This window comes from Streptomyces sp. NPDC127129, from assembly GCF_042671585.1.
GTDB lineage: Bacteria > Actinomycetota > Actinomycetes > Streptomycetales > Streptomycetaceae > Streptomyces.
On sequence record NZ_JBHXTV010000015.1, the window covers coordinates 26,544 to 44,705 of the forward strand.

At 71.5% G+C, this 18,162-nt stretch carries 17 protein-coding genes; 11 read left to right on the forward strand and 6 right to left on the reverse strand.

Annotated features, from left to right (window positions below; all coding sequences use genetic code 11):
* Nucleotides 1-65: 65 nt before the first annotated feature.
* Both mmpB and ACFVGW_RS26735 read right to left on the reverse strand, forming a co-directional pair.
* Nucleotides 66-194 carry a morphogenic membrane protein MmpB gene (gene mmpB / locus ACFVGW_RS26730; RefSeq protein ID WP_352190148.1) on the reverse strand — a complete coding sequence of 43 codons (129 nt, stop codon included), beginning with the start codon at nt 192-194 and terminating at the stop codon, nt 66-68.
* A 75-nt stretch (nt 195-269) separates the two neighbouring features.
* A complete protein-coding gene (locus ACFVGW_RS26735; protein WP_383228829.1) occupies nt 270-905 on the reverse strand; it encodes a TetR/AcrR family transcriptional regulator in 636 nt (211 codons plus the stop codon).
* Nucleotides 906-1,025: 120 nt separating this feature from the next.
* Between ACFVGW_RS26735 and ACFVGW_RS26740 the strand changes: the two genes are divergently transcribed.
* A complete protein-coding gene (locus ACFVGW_RS26740; RefSeq protein ID WP_385853837.1) occupies nt 1,026-2,342 on the forward strand; it encodes an MFS transporter in 1,317 nt (438 codons plus the stop codon).
* Between the two features lie 77 nt (nt 2,343-2,419).
* On the opposite strand, the gene ACFVGW_RS26745 is transcribed toward ACFVGW_RS26740, so the two are convergent.
* Nucleotides 2,420-2,632 carry an acyl-CoA carboxylase epsilon subunit gene (locus ACFVGW_RS26745; RefSeq protein WP_352190145.1) on the reverse strand — a complete coding sequence of 71 codons (213 nt, stop codon included), beginning with the start codon at nt 2,630-2,632 and terminating at the stop codon, nt 2,420-2,422.
* A 16-nt stretch (nt 2,633-2,648) separates the two neighbouring features.
* Complete coding sequence (locus ACFVGW_RS26750) at nt 2,649-4,250, reverse strand: acyl-CoA carboxylase subunit beta (protein WP_385853731.1); 1,602 nt, start codon at nt 4,248-4,250, stop codon at nt 2,649-2,651.
* Between the two features lie 133 nt (nt 4,251-4,383).
* Between ACFVGW_RS26750 and ACFVGW_RS26755 the strand changes: the two genes are divergently transcribed.
* The 7 genes from ACFVGW_RS26755 to hutH all read left to right on the forward strand — a co-directional run bounded on the left by ACFVGW_RS26755 (nt 4,384) and on the right by hutH (nt 13,568).
* A complete protein-coding gene (locus ACFVGW_RS26755) occupies nt 4,384-5,235 on the forward strand; it encodes a biotin--[acetyl-CoA-carboxylase] ligase (RefSeq protein WP_383295908.1) in 852 nt (283 codons plus the stop codon).
* A 202-nt stretch (nt 5,236-5,437) separates the two neighbouring features.
* Nucleotides 5,438-6,577 carry an adenylate/guanylate cyclase domain-containing protein gene (locus ACFVGW_RS26760; protein WP_352190142.1) on the forward strand — a complete coding sequence of 380 codons (1,140 nt, stop codon included), beginning with the start codon at nt 5,438-5,440 and terminating at the stop codon, nt 6,575-6,577.
* 46 nt (nt 6,578-6,623) lie between these two features.
* Nucleotides 6,624-7,421, forward strand: coding sequence for an enoyl-CoA hydratase/isomerase family protein (locus ACFVGW_RS26765; RefSeq protein ID WP_385853732.1), 798 nt, complete (start codon nt 6,624-6,626; stop codon nt 7,419-7,421).
* Between the two features lie 83 nt (nt 7,422-7,504).
* Nucleotides 7,505-8,620 carry a diguanylate cyclase domain-containing protein gene (locus ACFVGW_RS26770; protein WP_385853733.1) on the forward strand — a complete coding sequence of 372 codons (1,116 nt, stop codon included), beginning with the start codon at nt 7,505-7,507 and terminating at the stop codon, nt 8,618-8,620.
* Nucleotides 8,621-8,989: 369 nt separating this feature from the next.
* Nucleotides 8,990-11,077 (forward strand): RICIN domain-containing protein, encoded by a 2,088-nt coding sequence (locus ACFVGW_RS26775; protein WP_385853734.1) that lies wholly within the window; start codon nt 8,990-8,992, stop codon nt 11,075-11,077.
* Between the two features lie 173 nt (nt 11,078-11,250).
* Entirely contained in the window at nt 11,251-11,904 is a 654-nt protein-coding gene (locus ACFVGW_RS26780; RefSeq protein WP_385853735.1) for a hypothetical protein, read from the forward strand.
* Nucleotides 11,905-12,026: 122 nt separating this feature from the next.
* The gene (gene hutH, locus ACFVGW_RS26785; RefSeq protein WP_383228856.1) at nt 12,027-13,568 is read left to right on the forward strand and encodes a histidine ammonia-lyase; all 1,542 of its coding nucleotides are present in this window, start codon (nt 12,027-12,029) and stop codon (nt 13,566-13,568) included.
* A 75-nt stretch (nt 13,569-13,643) separates the two neighbouring features.
* Here hutH and ACFVGW_RS26790 read toward each other — a convergent pair whose 3' ends face one another.
* A complete protein-coding gene (locus tag ACFVGW_RS26790) occupies nt 13,644-13,904 on the reverse strand; it encodes an LAETG motif-containing sortase-dependent surface protein (RefSeq protein ID WP_383228837.1) in 261 nt (86 codons plus the stop codon).
* Nucleotides 13,905-14,013: 109 nt separating this feature from the next.
* Here ACFVGW_RS26790 and ACFVGW_RS26795 point away from each other — a divergent pair, with 109 nt between their 5' ends.
* Together ACFVGW_RS26795 and ACFVGW_RS26800 are read left to right on the forward strand one after the other, a co-directional pair.
* Entirely contained in the window at nt 14,014-14,370 is a 357-nt protein-coding gene (locus ACFVGW_RS26795; RefSeq protein WP_385853736.1) for a hypothetical protein, read from the forward strand.
* A 318-nt stretch (nt 14,371-14,688) separates the two neighbouring features.
* Nucleotides 14,689-15,957, forward strand: a complete 1,269-nt coding sequence (locus ACFVGW_RS26800) for an Ig-like domain-containing protein (protein ID WP_385853737.1) — start codon at nt 14,689-14,691, stop codon at nt 15,955-15,957.
* A 99-nt stretch (nt 15,958-16,056) separates the two neighbouring features.
* Here the strand turns inward: ACFVGW_RS26800 and ACFVGW_RS26805 are convergent, their stop codons facing one another.
* Nucleotides 16,057-16,917, reverse strand: coding sequence for a helix-turn-helix domain-containing protein (locus tag ACFVGW_RS26805; protein ID WP_385853738.1), 861 nt, complete (start codon nt 16,915-16,917; stop codon nt 16,057-16,059).
* Nucleotides 16,918-17,058: 141 nt separating this feature from the next.
* On the opposite strand from ACFVGW_RS26805, the gene ACFVGW_RS26810 reads away from it, so the two are divergent.
* Nucleotides 17,059-18,111: an NAD(P)-dependent alcohol dehydrogenase gene (locus tag ACFVGW_RS26810; RefSeq protein ID WP_385853739.1), complete on the forward strand. Its 1,053-nt coding sequence runs from the start codon at nt 17,059-17,061 to the stop codon at nt 18,109-18,111.
* Nucleotides 18,112-18,162: the final 51 nt, after the last annotated feature.

Here is an 18,162-nt window from a genome sequence, read left to right on the forward strand (position 1 = left end):
CGGCCCTCCCGGCGCTCGTCGCCCCTCCCGGCGTCCGTCGGCCCCGTACGGCCCGTGACCGGTCGTCAGTGGACGTTGACCACGAACATCGCCACCACCATCGCCAGGGCCAGCAGGATCGACGCGCGACGCAGCATCGCCTGCATGTCGCGCATCTCCTTCGGCGGCTCGTTCTCCGGGTCGGACCACAGCATGCCTCCGATCCTGCTCGCGCGAGGGCCGGGCCGCCTGAGTACCCGTACTCAGGCGAACCCGTGCCGACGAACTAGTCACGTGGTGGTGAACACCCCCGCGTCCGCCGCCGTCAGCGCCGCGCGGACCGCCCGCTCGGCGTCGTCGGGGCCCAGCGGCTCGCGGCTGATCATGAAGCGGTAGTAGAGCGGGGCCGAGACCGCGCGCAGCAGCTCCAGCGGGTCCGTCTCCGGCGGGACCTCGCCGCGCGACGCGCCCCGCTTGACCACCGGGGCCCACTCCTCCAGCCGGGCCCGGTAGAAGCCGTGCAGCGCCTCGGCGCACTCCTCGTCGCAGGCGGCGGCCGCGATGACCGCGCGGAAGACGCCGCCCATCCGGGGGTCGGTGAGGGTCCTGGTGACGAGTGCGGCGTTGGCCCGCAGGTCCCCGGCCAGGCTTCCGGTGTCGGAGGCCGGCAGGGACTGCTCCGCCATGTCGCGCAGCAGGTCGGCGACGAGGCCGACGGGGGAGCCCCAGCGCCGGTAGACGGTCGTCTTGCCGACGCCGGCGCTCGCGGCGACGTGGTCCATGTTCAGCCCGTGGAAGCCCGTGGCGGCCAGGGCGTCCTCGGTCGCTTCGAGGACGGCCCGGCGCACCTTCGCGGTACGGCCCCCGGGACGCACGGTGCCGGGCACGGCCGGCTGGCTCTCGCTCAAACGGGTCTCCTGTTCCATTAACGCCTTCGAGTCTGCTACGGTTCGGGACATCCTAACGGAACCAGAAGCCCATTAAGGGGTCCGCTCGTGGTTGCCACCGATGTCCGGCCTCAGGCCGACACCCCGCCCGTCGCCCGTATGGACGGACGGATGCGGCTCGTCCTCCTCGTCCTCCTCGTCGCCCAGTTCATGCTGGCCGTCGACTTCTCGATCCTGAACGTCGCCCTGCCCGTCATGGGCGAAGGACTCGGCTTCTCCCTGGCCGGGCTCCAGTGGATCGCCACCGCCTTCGCCCTCGCCGCGGCCGGATTCACCCTTCTCTTCGGGCGCGTCGCGGACCTCGTCGGCCGCCGCCGCCTCTTCCTCGCGGGGATGGTGCTCCTCGGGCTCTCCTCCCTCGCCGGCGGCCTCGCCACCGACCCGGCCGTCCTGATGGCCGCGCGCGTCGCCCAGGGCCTCGCCACCGCCGCCGTCACCCCCGCCGGGCTCTCCCTGCTCACCGCCTCGTTCCCGGAGGGTCCCCTGCGGGCCAAGGCGCTCGGGCTCAACGGCGCGCTGATGTCGGCCGGCTTCACCACCGGGGCGATCCTCGGCGGCGTCCTGACCGATCTGCTCTCCTGGCGCTGGGCGTTCTTCATCAACGTGCCCGTCGCCCTCGCCGTCCTCCTCGTCGCCCCCGCCGTGCTCAAGGAGAGCCGTCCCGAGGTCCGTCCCCGCCTCGACGTCCCGGGCGCGATCACGGTCACCGGCGGTCTGCTCGCCCTCGTCTACGGCCTCACGACCGAGCCCCTGGCGCTCCCCGTCGGCGTCGCCCTCCTCGTCGCCTTCTGGTTCGTGGAGCGGCGCGCCGCCTCGCCCCTCGTCCCCGTACGGATCCTCACCCGCCGCACCGTCGTCTGGGGCAACCTCGCCGGGCTCGTCGCCTTCGTCACCGAGACCTCGCTGGTCTTCCTGATGACGCTCTACCTCCAGGACGTCCTCGGCTTCTCGCCGCTCGCCGCCGGTCTGTCGTTCGGTGTGCTCGGCGCGGGCACGGTCCTCGGCGGAGTGCTCGCCTCGCGCTTCATCGGCCGGTACGGATCCCGCGCCGCGCTCGTCGCCGGCGGGCTCCTCCAGGCGGCCGCCACGGTCTCCCTCTACGCCCTCGGCGACGACCGGGGCTGGCTCTGGCTGCTGCTCGCGGCCACGTTCGCGGGCGGTGTCGGCAACATGCTCGCCATCGTGGGCTTCATGGTCACCGCCACCTCGGGGCTGCCCGACTCCGAGCAGGGCATGGCCACCGGCCTCGCCACCATGACCCAGCAGATCGGCATCACCATGGGCACGCCGATCATGAGCGCCGTCGTGCTCACCTCCACCACGGTCCTCGACGGCATCGGCCTCGCGGTCCTCGTCAACGCCGCGATCGTGCTCGCGGGCGCGGTCCTCGCCGGACTCTTCCTGCGCCGATCGTGACCTTCCCGACGCGCCGCGGGTACGCGAAAGGCCGGACCCCCCGCACAAGGGGTCCGGCCTTCGGCGTACAGGTCTCGCTACGCGGGCCAGTAGGACCGCGCCCAGGAGCGCGGTCCGGGCCGGGGGCGTACCGAACGGGCGATACGGGCCGGGTCCGACCAGCCCTCCGGGGCCACCGGGCCGCCGCCGTCCGCGGACGCCGCCGCGGTCGCCGCGGCCCGGGCCTGGACCACCGCCAGTGCGGCGGCCAGCTCCTCCGGGGTCGGGTTACCTCGTACGACCTTGATCATGTCGACTCCCAGAGGCCTAGAGGGGGATGTTGCCGTGCTTCTTCGGGGGCAGGGATTCCCGCTTGGTACGGAGCTGACGCAGCGCCTTCACGATCTGCGGGCGGGTGTCCGACGGCATGATGACCCCGTCGATGTAGCCGCGCTCGGCCGCCGTGTACGGGTTGAGCAGCGTGTCCTCGTACTCCTGGATCAGCCGCGCCCGCTCGGCCGCTGCCTCGTCTGCGTCCTTTGCCGCCTCGATGGTCCTGCGGTGCAGGATGTTCACCGCGCCCTGCGCGCCCATGACCGCGATCTGTGCGGTGGGCCATGCCAGGTTCAGGTCGGCGCCCAGGTGCTTGGAGCCCATGACGTCGTACGCGCCGCCGAAGGCCTTGCGGGTGATGACGGTGATCAGCGGGACCGTCGCCTCGGCGTACGCGTAGATCAGCTTGGCGCCCCGGCGGATGATGCCGCCGTACTCCTGGTCGACACCGGGCAGGAAGCCCGGCACGTCGACGAAGGTGAGGACCGGGATGTTGAAGGCGTCGCAGGTGCGGACGAAGCGCGCCGCCTTCTCGCTCGCGTCGATGTCCAGGCAGCCGGCGAACTGCATCGGCTGGTTGGCGACGATGCCGACCGGGAAGCCCTCGACGCGGCCGAAGCCGGTCAGGATGTTCGGCGCGAACAGGGCCTGGGTCTCCAGGAACTCGCCGTCGTCGACGATGTGTTCGATGACGGTGTGCATGTCGTACGGCTGGTTGGCGGAGTCCGGGATCAGGACGTCCAGCTCGCGGTCCTCGTCCGAGGGCTCCGTGTCGGCGACCTCCGGGAAGGCCGGCGGCTCCGACAGGTTGTTCGAAGGGAGGTACGACAGCAGGGACTTGACGTACTCGATCGCGTCCTTCTCGTCGCCCGCCATGTGGTGCGCGACACCGGAGGTGGTGTTGTGCGTGCGGGCGCCGCCCAGCTCCTCGAAGCCGACGTCCTCGCCGGTGACCGTCTTGATGACGTCGGGTCCGGTGATGAACATGTGCGAGGTCTGGTCGACCATGACGGTGAAGTCGGTGATCGCGGGGGAGTAGACCGCGCCGCCCGCGCACGGGCCGACGACCAGGCTGATCTGCGGGATCACACCGGAGGCATGGGTGTTGCGGCGGAAGATCTCGCCGTACATGCCGAGGGCCATGACGCCCTCCTGGATCCGCGCGCCGCCCGAGTCGTTGATCCCGACCACCGGGCAGCCGATCTTCAGCGCGAAGTCCATCACCTTCATGATCTTCTGGCCGAAGACCTCGCCGAGCGCGCCGCCGAAGACCGTGAAGTCCTGCGAGAACACGGCTACCGGGCGCCCGTCGACGGTGCCGTAGCCGGTGACCACGCCGTCGCCGTAGGGCCGGGTCTTCTCCAGGCCGAAGTTGGTCGACCGGTGCCGGGCCAGCTCGTCGAGCTCGACGAACGAGCCCTCGTCGAGCAGGAGCGCGATCCGCTCGCGCGCGGTCAGCTTGCCCTTCGCGTGCTGCTTCTCCACCGCCCGTTCGGAGCCGGCGTGGGTCGCCTCGTCAATACGGCGCTGCAGATCCGCGATCTTGCCCGCGGTCGTGTGAATGTCGATTTCTTGCGGCTCTACCGACTCGGACATCGGGATGCGGCTCCCTGCCTGGTCACGGGGGTTCGTTGGGTACGAATGGGCTACTGCCCGGCTACTGATCCGTAGGGTATCGACGCCGATACGGTTCGGCACTGCGGTCTTTGCCACACCTAGTCTGGCTTGCATGACGTCCTCCGATGCCTCAGGAGCGCGGTGGTCCGACCTGGACCGGCCCCCGCTCAACGCCGCCGCCCTGCGCCGCGCGCTCGTCCACTCCGACGGTCTGTGGACCTCGCTCGACCTCGTCACCACGACCGGCTCCACCAACACCGACCTGGCCGCGCGCGCGGACGAGCTGCCCGAGGGCGCGGTGCTCGTCGCCGAGGAGCAGACCTCGGGACGTGGCCGCCTCGACCGGGACTGGGTGTCGCCGCCCCGGGCCGGGCTCTTCTTCTCCGTCCTGTTCAAGCCGGACGTGCCGGTGCACCGCTGGGGCTGGCTCCCGCTGCTCGCCGGCGTCGCCGCGTCGACCGGGCTCGCGAAGGCCGCCGGCGTCGACCTTTCCCTCAAGTGGCCGAACGACCTGCTGGTTTCGGTCGGGGGCGAGGAACGGAAGACCGGCGGGATCCTCGCCGAGCGGGCGGGCGAGGACGGCATCGTCGTCGGCGTCGGCGTCAACGTGACGCTCAAGGAGGAGGAGCTGCCGGTGCCCGGCGCGGGCTCTCTGCTCCTGGCGGACGCGATCTCGACGGACCGGGACACGCTGCTGCGGGCCGTCCTGCGGTCGCTGGAGCACTGGTACGGCGAGTGGGTGCGGGCGGACGGCGACCCCGAGGCGTCCGGGCTCCAGGCGGCGTACACGACGGGCTGCTCGACCCTGGGCCGCCACGTCAGGGCCGACCTCCCGGGCGAGCGGATGCTGGAGGGCGAGGCGGTGGCCCTGGACGGCGACGGGCGCCTGGTCGTGGAGACGGAGGGCGGCGGCACGGAGGCGGTCGCGGCGGGCGACATCGTCCACGTGCGGGCGACCTCCTGACGCGAGGCCGCGGCACCCCGAGGCCCCGGGTCGTGGGCATCTGTTCCGCCGGGTCCGGGAGGACCCCGGGCCCGGCGGGGCGAATGCCCACGCCGGATGTACGCCGAGGGCGTGAGCTGGCACACACCTGTCGTATCGTGGAGCGCGATCCATGGCGACAGATCGGCAGGGCAGTGGGCAGGGAACGGGCAGGAGGCGGCCGGTGACCGTCGACGACGCGCACAACGGCGGCGAGGCCGAGCCACCGGCGTACCCCACCCCGCACCACCATGTCGACCATACGGCGGAGCCGACCGACGATCCGCTCGCGATCCGCCTCGAACAGCTCATCCTCGGCGCGGACCGCCGCTACACCCCCTTCCAGGCCGCCCGCACCGCCGGCGTCTCCATGGAGCTGGCCTCCCGCTTCTGGCGCGCCATGGGCTTCGCCGACATCGGTCAGGCCAAGGCGCTCACCGAGGCCGACGTCCTCGCCCTGCGCCGCCTCGCCGGTCTCGTCGAGGCCGGACTGCTCAGCGAGCCGATGGCCGTCCAGGTCGCCCGGTCCACCGGACAGACCACCGCCCGGCTCGCCGAGTGGCAGATCGACTCGTTCCTGGAGGGCCTCACCGAGCCGCCCGAGCCCGGAATGACCCGTACCGAGGTCACGTACCCCCTGGTCGAGCTGCTCCTGCCCGAGCTGGAGGAGTTCCTGATCTACGTCTGGCGCCGCCAGCTCGCCGCCGCCACCGGCCGCGTCGTGCAGGCCGCGGACGACGAGGAGATGGTCGACCGCCGGCTCGCCGTCGGCTTCGCCGACCTCGTCGGGTTCACCCGGCTGACCCGCCGCCTGGAGGAGGAGGAGCTCGGCGAGCTCGTCGAGGCCTTCGAGACCACCTGCGCCGACCTCGTCGCCGCCCACGGCGGCCGCCTGATCAAGACCCTCGGTGACGAGGTGCTCTACGCCGCCGACGACGCCGGCACCGCCGCCGAGATCGCGCTGCGGCTGATCGAGACGCTCAGTCACGACGAGACGATGCCCGCCCTGCGCGTCGGCATCGCCTTCGGCACGGTGACGACCCGGATGGGCGACGTCTTCGGTACGACGGTGAACCTGGCGAGCCGGCTCACCTCGATAGCGCCCAAGGACACCGTCCTGGTCGACGGGGCGCTCGCCGAGGAGCTGACCAGGACCGGCGACGCGCCCGTCTCCGAGACGCAGGCCGCCGAGGAGACCGCCCGTGCCGAGAAGGAGGGCGAGCAGCCTCCGACGTACCGCTTCGCGCTCCAGCCGATGTGGCAGCGGCCCGTGCGCGGTCTCGGCGTCGTGGAGCCCTGGCACCTGACCCGTCGCCCCACCTAGGATCCGGTCACAGTCGTTAACAGGCGTTAACCGGGAGGGTGCGGTCATGTCCGAGCAGTCCGAGCAGCGTTTTGGTGAGTTCGTCGCGGTCCGGAGGCACGAGCACGTCGCCGAGCTGGTCCTCGACCGGCCCAAGGCGATGAACGCGGTCTCCCTGGAGATGGCGCGCTCGATCAGCGCTGCCTGCGCGGCGCTCGGCGCGGACGACACGGTACGGGTGACGGTGCTGACGTCCTCCAACGACAAGGCCTTCTGCGTCGGCGCCGACCTCAAGGAGCGGAACTCCTTCACGGACGCCGACATGGTCCGTCAGCGACCCGTCTCGCGCGGCGCCTACGGGGGCGTGCTCGACCTGCCGATGCCGACCGTCGCCGCGGTCCACGGTTTCGCGCTGGGCGGCGGCTACGAGCTGGCGCTCGCCTGCGACGTGATCGTGGCCGACGCGACGGCCGTCGTCGGGCTCCCGGAGGTGTCGGTGGGCGTGATCCCGGGCGGTGGCGGTACGCAGCTGCTCCCGCGCCGGGTGGGCGCGGCGCGGGCGGCCGAGCTGATCTTCACGGCGCGGCGGGTGGAGGCGGCGGAGGCGCGCGAGCTGGGCCTCGTCGACCTGCTGGCGGAGGACGCCCGTACGGCGGCGCTGGAGCTCGGCGGCCGGATGGCGGCGAACTCCCCGGTCGGCCTGCGCGCCTCCAAGCGCGCGCTCCGGCTCGGCCAGGGTCTGGACCTGAAGGCCGGCATGGAGGTCGAGGACGCGGCGTGGCGGGCGGTGGCCTTCTCGGGGGACCGGGCCGAGGGTGTGGCGGCGTTCAACGAGAAGCGGAAGCCGCAGTGGCCGGGCGTCTGAGAATCTCTCGGATTCCGCCCGGATTGTCACTTTCCGTGATGCTCCACACGTAAAAACGGACGAAACGTCCCTAAGCTGGAGGAATGGGAGAGGACGTTCGGCTGCGGGCCGTAGTGGCGCTGGCGCAGGCGATGGCGGCGGCGCACACCCCGCGCGAGTTCTGGCGGGCCGCGGCGCTGGGCGCCCGCGACGCGCTCGGCGGGAGCTTCGCCGCCCTGTCGGTCTGGGAGCGTGACCACGGCCGGCTGAAGGTGCTGGTGAACGCCGGAGAGCGGGCGGTGGGGGAGGAGGAGTTCCCCGACGCGGAGACGTATCCCGTGCACCAGTTCCCCGAGATCACCGAGTTCCTGCACGCGCGGTGGGCGGGCGGTGGTGAGCCGGACGCCTGGGTGGAGACCGCGGGCGACCGCCTCCCGACCGGCCGTGTCACCGGACTGCGCAGGCGCGGGCGCGGCTGCTGCGTGGTCGCGCCGGTCGTGCTGCACGGACGGGCCTGGGGTGAGCTGTACGTGGCCCGCCCGGCCGGGGTGCCGGTCTTCGGCCGTGACGACGCCGACTTCGCGGCGGTGCTCGCGGCGGTGGTCGCGGCGGGCATCGCCCAGTCGGAGCGCCTGGAAGAGGTGCGGAAGCTGGCCTTCACCGACCCGCTGACCGGCCTCGCCAACCGTCGCGCGGTCGACACCCGGCTCGACGAGGCGGTCGAGCGCTACCGGACGGACGGCTCCGTGGTGAGCCTGGTGGTCTGCGACCTGAACGGCCTGAAGCGCGTCAACGACACCCACGGGCACGCGGTCGGCGACCGGCTCCTGGAGCGGTTCGGGTCGGTGCTCTCCCGGTGCGGGGCGATGCTCCCCGGCGCCCTCTCGGCGCGCCTCGGCGGCGACGAGTTCTGTCTGCTCTCGGTCGGCCCGACGTCGGACGAGGTGGTGGCCGTCGCGGACGAACTCTGCGTCCGCGCGGGCGAACTGGAGCTGGGCGAGGGTGTCGCCTGCGGGGTCGCCTCCACGGGCGACCCCATCGGGCCGGTCAAGTCCGCCCGCCGCCTCTTCCGGCTGGCCGACGCGGCCCAGTACCAGGCCAAGGCGGCCCGCTCGGTGAAGCCGGTGGTGGCGGGCCGCGACGGCACGGTCATCCGCCTCGCCGACGCCCCTCCCGGGGCGCGCGACCGCAGGCGCTTCCGCGACGCGCCGCCCGTGTAGCCCCGCCGAAGCGCCTCTCGTGCCGGGGCAGTTGTGTGCCGGCTCCCCGCGCGAGCGAAGAATTCCTCACGGTTCGTGACGGGGGGAATTCGGCAGGTAGTAAGTAGGTGAATCTTTTACTGATTCGCTGTCAATAAGCCAACTCCGTATATCTCGATTCAATAACGAGATGACCGAAAAGGCCTGGACCAACCGAGACCTACGCGCGTAACTCCCTTCGTTCATGCGGTAATTGACTGTTCATCAAATCGAATGCCGAGGTAACGGTCAGGTATCTCGGCGACCATTCCCGTTTGCCCGAATTCTCCGCGCCGGCGGTCTGGCAGGCTTCCGCGCACCCACTCCTCCGACCAAGGATTTGAGGTGCGCATGACTAGACATCGCAAGAAGCGCGAACGCCGGCGCAGACCAAGGGGGTTGGCGCTCGCCACCGCCGCCCTGGCAGCGGCGGCGGTGATCGCGGGAGGCATCGCCTACTCCGGCATGGGGGACGGTGCCCAGGCGGGAACGCCCGGGCAGGCAGGAACACCGGCGCGGGCCGGATCCCTGACGGACGCCCTCGCGCCGGCCGCCGTCCCCGCCAGGGACGAGGAGCCGGAGCCCATCGCCGACAAGCCCGTCAACGACGCCGCTCGCGGCATGGTCTACGACGGTCTCCAGGCGGCTGCCAAGGGTGACCGCTGCACAGGCACCTACCGCACCGAGGCGGGGCTGTGCACCCACGGGCCCGACGCCCCGCCCAAGGGCGTGAACATCAAGGCGGACGTGGCTCCCGCCGTCACCACCAAGGCCCCCGCGGTCGACCCGGCGAAGCCCGCACCGGGGAACGCAGCGCCCGCGGAGGGCGGCGGGCGCCCCCAGGACGTGGTTGCCGCCGATGCGGGCAGCGCCACATCCGGGGCCGCCGCCGCTCCGAAGCCGGCGGCCTCGTCCGGCGGCCAGGCCGTCGCCGCGGGCCCTTCGGGTCAGACCGTCCAGTGCGAGGGCGACGGCAGCACCGGCAACCGGGTGCAGGTCGTGTACGTGCACGGCCCCGACCGCGACCGGTACGCCGAGTACGTCGCCTCGTTCCGCAAATGGGCCGCCGACGCCGACCTCATCTACTCGGCCAGCGCCAAGGAGACCGGCGGTGTACGGCACATCCGCTACGTGACGGCGGCGGACTGCACGCCGACCGTGCTCAACATCGAGCTCCCGTCGTCCGCGCTCTCCGAGTTCAGCGCGACCAACAGGGCGCTCGCCGGCAAGGGCCTCGACCGGCGCGACCGCAAGTACATGATCTTCGCGGACAGCAACGTCTACTGCGGCATAGGCACGTTCGCCGGTGACGAACGACCGGGCCAGAACAACCAGAGCAACTTCGGCCCCTCCTACGGACGGACCGACGCCGGCTGCTGGGGCGGTCACACCGCGGCGCACGAACTGGGCCACAACCTCGGCGCGGTCAACAACAGTGCCCCCAACACCAGTCGCGGCGCGCACTGCACGGACGAGTACGACGTCATGTGCTACACGGACTCCCCGTACTACCCCAAGATGCGGTACGTGTGCTCCAACCAGGCGGCCGAGAACATCCTGGACTGCAATCACGACGACTACTTCCACACGAACCCCAAGGCCGGCAGCTACCTGGCCACGCACTGGAACATCGCCGACAACCAGTTCCTGATGCGCGCGGGGGGCGGTACCTCTCCCGACCCGGGCCCCAGCCCGACGCCCACACCGACTCCGACCCCGACGCCGACTCCGACGCCGACGAAACCCACCGGTGGGCCCGCGGTGACGGTCAGCCAGGTACAGTCCACGGCCGCGGTCGTCAGCTGGCCCAAGGTCGACGGTGCCGCCTGGTACCAGGTCCTGCTGAACGGCAGTCACCTGACCTGGGTCCAGTCGCAGTCGCTGCGCATCTACAACCTCCGGCCCGGCACCGAGTACAAGGTCGCCGTCTCGGTGCGCGACCTGTCCGGCCGTGACAGCGGGGCGGGACGGGCGACCTCCCTCCGTACGGCCGACGCGGGTGGCAGCACGACCACCCCCGGCGCCCGCTACACGCTCGGCAACGCGGGCACGGGCATGGCCGCCGAGGTGTGGGGCGGACGCTCCGCCGACGGCACGGTGCTCGTCGGTGCCCGGGCCAACGGCTACGCCCAGCAGCAGTGGCTGTTCGACGACGCCGGCGCCGGGCTCGTCCGGCTCCGCTCCGCGGTCTCAGGAAAGTGCCTGCAGACGGGAGGCGCTCCCGCAGCGGGCATGTGGGTCGCCCAGCAGCCCTGCGGCGGCGCCTCCACGCAGAAGTGGAAGCTGTCCAGCCGCGGCGGAGCGATCGCCGTGACCGACCCGAGCGGCACCTACGCCCTGACGGTGAGCAACCGTGCGTACTACGGGAGCTGGCTGCTCGACCTCCAGCTCACGGACGGCCGTGCCGTCCAGGCGTGGACGGTCCAGAAGGTCTCCTGACCCCGGCCGTCGGACCGGGGCTGCAAGCCCCGGTCACCTGATCCCGCGTCGGTGGACGGCCGCAAGCGTGCCGGCCGTCCACCGGCGTACCCGTTCTCCGCGGTGCGTTCACACCGCACCGTCACACCGCACCGCGTCCTCACCGCATCCCACGTACCAGGAGCACCCCAACGATGCGTACACGCCACGCTTTCCGTGGATTCACGGGCCTCGGCTTCCTGCTCGTGCTCTTCGCCCAGGCCCTGGCCATGCCCGGGGTCGCCCGATCCCACGGGGACACCGTCAAGGTGGTGGTGACCGGCCAGCGGGACGGTCACGTCACGACCGAGATCACCTGGGAGAACGACGGGGACGCCGTCGACGAGGCGGTCGCCGCCACGGTGAACGCGACCAGCCCCGACGGATCCCGCTCCATGGGCCCCTGGACACTCGTCCGCGACCCCGGCACGCGCACCGGCTGGAGCACTGCCGAGACCCTCACACCCGGTACCTGGAAGGTCACCGTCGACGTGGGGTTCCCCTCGCTCGGTCACGGTGAGGGGGAGATCGCCGTTCCGGTGGTCGACCCGGTGCCGCCCGGCGCCCCCGCCCCCACCACGTCCGGGGCCGCCCCGGTCCCCTCCGCGCCGGCACCGTCCGCCGCCGCACCTTCGTCCGCGACGCTCCCGGCGGCTCCGTCCTCGTCTCCGTCCTCGGCCTCCTCGAACGCGGCCGGTGACGGTGGTGACCGTACGGTCTGGTGGTCCACGGCCGGGATGGCCGGGATCGCGCTCGCCGGCGCCGCGGCCGGTCTGTGGCTGCGGCGGGCCCGCGCCGGCAGGCGCTGAGGGAGGATCCCCGCAGGACCGCGGGGTACCCCGTCCACCATGCTCCGCCCGGCGGCGGCACACCGCCGGGCCGTCCGCTAGTGACATGGAGGTCTTCAGTCCGTAGGGTGCTGAATATGGATATGCACTCAGTCGTCCTTGGCACGTCCGGAACCACCTTCCAGGACGTCATCGACGTCGCCCGCCACGGCGCCCGTATCGAGCTGTCCCCCGAGGCCGTGCAGGCGCTTGCCGACTCCCGTGCCGTCGTCGACGCGCTCGCCGCCAAGCCCGAGCCCGTGTACGGCGTCTCGACCGGGTTCGGGGCCCTCGCCACCCGGCACATCAGCCCCGAGCTGCGGGCGCAGCTCCAGCGCAACATCGTCCGCTCGCACGCCGCCGGCATGGGGCCGCGCGTCGAGCGGGAGGTCGTGCGGGCGCTCATGTTCCTCCGGCTCAAGACCGTCGCCTCCGGCCACACCGGCGTCCGCCCGGAGGTCGCCCAGACCATGGCCGACGTCCTCAACGCGGGCATCACGCCGGTCGTCCACGAGTACGGCTCCCTCGGCTGCTCCGGCGACCTCGCTCCGCTCTCGCACTGCGCCCTGGCCCTCATGGGCGAGGGTGACGCCGAGGGCCCCGACGGCACCGTGAAGCCCGCGGGCGAGCTGCTGGCCGCCGCCGGGATCCAGCCCGTCGAGCTGCGCGAGAAGGAGGGCCTCGCCCTTCTCAACGGCACCGACGGCATGCTCGGCATGCTGATCATGGCCCTCGCCGACCTCGACACGCTCTACAAGTCCGCGGACATCACCGCTGCCCTCTCCCTCGAAGCGCTGCTCGGCACCGAGAAGGTCCTCGAACCCGAGCTGCACGCGATCCGCCCCCACCCGGGCCAGGGCGCCTCCGCCGCCAACATGCTCGCCGTGCTCAAGGGTTCCGGGCTCACCGGCCACTTCCAGGAGGAGGAGGCCCCGCGCGTCCAGGACGCGTACTCCGTGCGCTGCGCCCCGCAGGTCGCCGGCGCCGGCCGCGACACCATGGCCCACGCCCGTACCGTCGCCGAGCGCGAGCTCGCCTCCGCCGTCGACAACCCCGTGATCCTCGCCGACGGCCAGGTCCGCTCCAACGGCAACTTCCACGGCGCCCCCGTGGCGTACGTCCTCGACTTCCTCGCCATCGCCGCCGCCGACCTCGGCTCCATCGCCGAGCGCCGCACCGACCGGCTCCTCGACAAGAACCGGTCCCACGGCCTGCCGCCGTTCCTCGCCGACGACGCCGGCGTCGACTCGGGCCTGATGATCGCCCAGTACACCCAGGCCGCCCTGGTCAGCGAGATGAAGCGGCTGGCCGTCCCGGCCTCGGCCGACTCCATCCCGTCCTCCGCCATGCAGGAGGACCACGTCTCCATGGGCTGGTCCGCCGCCCGCAAGCTGCGCACGGCGATCGGCAACCTCAACCGGATCATCGCCGTCGAGCTCTACGCCGCCACCCGCGGCATCGAGCTGCGCCGCGGTCTCACCCCCGCCCCCGCCTCGCAGGCCGCCATCGAGGCCCTGCGCGCCGCGGGGGTCGAGGGCCCGGGCCCGGACCGCTTCCTCGCCCCGGACCTGGCGGCGGCCGACACCTTCGTACGCGAGGGGAAGCTCGTCGCCGCCGTGGAGCCGGTCACCGGCCCGCTGGCCTGACGGACCCGCCCCCGGACACGACGTGGGCGGCCACCCCGGGCAGGGGGCGGCCGCCCACGTCGTTCTTCACGCGTCTCAGTACGCCCGGCCGCCGCGTCTCATCGCCAGCGCCACGAACCCGGCCCCCACCGCGAGGAAACCCGTCCCGCCGATCACGTACGGCGTCGTGTCCGGGCCGCCCGTCTCCGCGAGCCGAGTCCCGCTCGCCGCGCGCTCCTGCTCGGAGGAGACGACGCGACCCTCGTCGGTCGCGTTCGCGGACGGGACGAACCACAGGGCGAAGAGCAGCGCCCCGGCCGCCGTGGCGGTCAGCAGCGGACGTCGAGCGACGGACACAGAGATTCGATCCTCCTTGCGGAAACCGCGAATTGGTCGGTGCGCCGATGCTAATGAACACAGCGGGTCGCAGGAAAGTCGGGAGCCCGGGCGGCCTACTCTCCGACGTATGAGCACTTCCGAGACATCGCGCTATGTACGGCTTCGAGTGGAAGTCGTCCTGGAGATCGCCGAGGCCGAGAAGCTGACGGGCGCGGCCGTCGGCCGGATCGAGACCGACGAGTTCATGCCCGAGGACGAGCGGGTGCACGCCCGCTCCGCCGTCCAGGAGGACAGCGCCGAGGCGCTGGCGTACCTCATCGAGCCCTTCGACCTCGTCAGGGACGTCCCCGGCATCGACCTGGTCCAGGCCTCCTGGACCAGCGAGGAGATCGACTACGACCCCGATTCCCAGGAGTGGGACCTCGACGAGGAAGACGGGGACGAGGAAGACGGGGACGAGGAAGACGACGACGTATCGGCCTAGCAGCGCGGGACGCCCTGCTCGGAGCCCCGGGGAGACGTTGTGAGACGTCGCACACCCCGGGGCTTTCCCATGGGGAGTCCGCGCGCGCATCCCGGGTACGCGTCCCCACGCGGGTCCGGGCGGGGCTCCGTGTGCGGGACTCGTATGCGGGGCTGCCTGCGGGGCTCGCGTGCGGGGTTCGTGTGCGCGGGCAGTGTGCGGAACCGGACGGACCGTTTGCGCGTGTTGATCAGTGGTGTTCCCCACAAAGCCCCCGCTTCCGGAACCGGGCGGGGTGTCATGGATGTTCAGGCAAGTGTTGGCAGGGATTCGGCGACGATGGAGAAGCGAGTGATGACGGACAGCAAGCGCCGCAAGGGCCTGGCGGCGGCTGCCGCGGTGCTCGGTGGCGTATTGGTGCTCTCGGCGTGCAGCGACGGGGACAAGGGCGGCGCGGCCGACAGCTCCAAGTCGCCGCAGTCACAGGCTCAGGTCGACGAGGCCGCGGCCCAGAAGACGTCGAAGGCCCAGATATCCATCGCGCCCAAGAACGGCGCCGACAACGCGTCGATCAACAAGGACGCCAAGGTCACCGTCACCGAGGGCACGCTGACCGAGGTCACGATGACCACCCAGGACGGCAAGACCGTCAAGGGTGAGATGTCGGCCGACAAGACGAGCTGGCAGCCCACCGAGCAGCTCGAGCGCGCCACCCTCTACAAGATCGCCGCGACCGCCAAGGACGCGGACGGTCTGGAGGCGCACGAGAACTCCTCCTTCACCACCGTCTCCCAGGCCAACAGCTTCATCGGCAACTTCACGCCCGAGGACGGCTCCACCGTCGGCGTCGGCATGCCGGTCTCGATCAACTTCAACAAGGCCATCACCGACAAGGCCGCCGTCCAGAGCGGCGTCAAGGTGTCGTCCAGCAGCGGCCAGGAGGTCGTCGGGCACTGGTTCAACTCCCAGCGCCTGGACTTCCGCCCCGAGAACTACTGGACCGAGGGCTCGACCGTCACGCTGAAGCTGGACCTCGACGGCGTCGAGGGCGCCCAGGGTGTCTACGGCGTCCAGCAGAAGACCGTCACCTTCAAGATCGGCCGCAACCAGGTCTCCACCGTCGACGTCGCCACCAAGACCATGACGGTCACGCAGGACGGCAAGACGGTCAAGACCATCCCGGTCTCCGCCGGCTCCCCGGAGAACCCGACCTACAACGGTCAGATGGTGATCTCCGAGAAGTTCAAGGAGACCCGGATGAACGGCGCCACCGTCGGCTTCACGGACGACGACGGCAAGGGCGAGTACGACATCAAGGACGTCCCGCACGCCATGCGCCTGTCCACCTCGGGCACGTTCATCCACGGCAACTACTGGGGCCCGGACTCGATCTTCGGCTCGGCCAACACCAGCCACGGCTGCGTGGGCCTGAACGACGTCAAGGGCGCGGGCGACCCGAAGCAGCAGGCCGCCTGGCTCTACGACCACTCGATCGTCGGTGACGTCGTGGTCGTCAAGAACTCCAAGGACAAGACGATCGCTCCCGACAACGGCCTCAACGGCTGGAACATGAGCTGGTCGGCGTGGAAGGCCGGCTCGGCGGTCTGATCCGCTCCGGTACCGACGACAGCGGCGGCCCCCTCCGAGTACGGAGGGGGCCGCCGCTGTCATGCGGGCCGTGCGGGGCGCCGCTCCTGTGCGGGGCCCCTAGTGGACGACCTCCTCCACGCCCCACTGCGCCAGCAGCCGCAGCGCGTCCGCCGAGGCCGTCCCCGGCTCCGCCTGGTACGTCACGAGCACCAGGTCCGGGTCCGTCCCCGAGACCTTCAGCGACTCGTACTGCAACGTCATCTCGCCCACCAGCGGGTGCCGCATCTTCTTGCTGCCGTGTCCCTTGTCAGCGACCGTGTGCGCGGCCCACAGCGAGCGGAACTCCTCGCTCTTCACGGACAGTTCGCCGACCAGCGCGAGCAGCGCGGGATCGTCCGGGTAGCAGCCCGCGTACAGCCGCAGCACGCTCACCACCTCGGTCGCCTTGCACTCCCAGTCCAGGTACAGATCACGCGCGTTGGACCCGAGGAAGACCAGCCGGGCCATGTTGCGCTCCTCCGGCTCCATCGCGACGAAGTCGCCGAGCAGCGCCCGCGCCATCCGGTTCCAGGCGAGGATGTCGAGGCGGCGGCCGACGAGGAGGGCCGGGACGGACTCCATCGAGTCCAGCAGATGCTGCAGACCGGGCCGCACATGCTGGGGCCGGACGATCGCCGCGCGGTGCTGCTTCTTCTTCGCCGTCGGCTTGGCCAGATGCGTCAGATGCGCCCGCTCGGAGTCGTTCAGCCGCAGCGCCCGCGCGATCGAGTCCAGGACCTCCATGGACACGTTGCGCCCGTTGCCCTGTTCGAGCCGGGTGTAGTAGGCGACGGAGACACCCGCCAGCTGCGCGAGTTCCTCCCGGCGCAGCCCCGGTACGCGACGGTGGCGCCCGAACTCCGGCAGGCCCACGTCCTCCGGCTTCAGCCGGGCCCGGCGCGAGCGCAGGAATTCACTGAGTTCGGCACTGAGGTCCATGCGGCCATCCATGCGTCCCGATTATCCCAGGTCGTACGACCGGACGGACAGGTGTTCCTGACCCTGCCAGTGGTAGGCACGCTGGACGTAGGCAGAGCAGGGGTCTGGGTGGGAGGCGGCAGCTCCGGCAGGCTGGACGCCATGACCACGAACGTCACCCTCGTCCCCGCCTACGCCGCCCCCGCCGCCCACGCCCCGCTGGAGCGCACCACCGTGCCGCGCCGCCCGGTCGGCGAGCACGACGTCCTCATCGAGATCAAGTACGCCGGTATCTGCCACTCCGACATCCACCAGGCCCGTGACGGCTGGGGCGAGGGCATCTACCCGATGGTGCCCGGCCACGAGATCGCCGGCGTCGTCGCCGAGGTCGGCCCCGGCGTGACCCGGTACAAGGTCGGCGACCGCGTCGGCGTCGGCTGCTTCGTCGACTCCTGCCGGGAGTGCGCGAACTGCCTCGACGGCCTGGAGCAGTACTGCACGGGCGGCTCCACGGGCACGTACAACGCCCTCGACAAGAACGGCGAGCCCACGTACGGCGGCTACTCCACCCACGTCGTCGTCGACGAGAACTACACCCTGCGCATCCCCGAGGGCATCGCCCTCGACGAGGCCGCGCCGCTGCTCTGCGCCGGCATCACCCTCTACTCGCCGCTCGCCCACTGGAACGCCGGCCCCGGCAAGAAGGTCGCGATCGTCGGCCTCGGCGGCCTCGGTCACATGGGCGTCAAGATCGCCCACGCGCTCGGCGCCGAGGTGACCGTGCTCAGCCAGTCGCTGAGGAAGCGGGAGGACGGTCTCAAGCTGGGCGCCGACCACTACTACGCCACCAGCGACCCGCAGACCTTCACCGAGCTCGCCGGCTCCTTCGACCTGATCATCTCCACCGTCTCGGCCCCGATCGACTTCGCCGCCTACCTCGGGCTGCTGCGGACGGGCGGCGCACTGGTGAACGTCGGCGCCCCCGAGGAGCCGATCTCGCTCAACCTGTTCCCGCTGATGATGGGCCGCAAGACGCTCGCCGGCTCGGCGATCGGCGGCATCGCCGAGACGCAGGAGATGCTCGACTTCTGCGCGGAGCACGGCCTGGGCGCGGAGATCGAGCTGATCCGCGCCGACCAGATCAACGAGGCGTACGAGCGGGTGCTCGCGAGCGACGTGCGGTACCGCTTCGTGATCGACACGTCGACGATCTGAGGGCCTGAGGTCTTGAGGTCTTGAGCGCTCAAGGGCCTGCGCGCCCTTCGG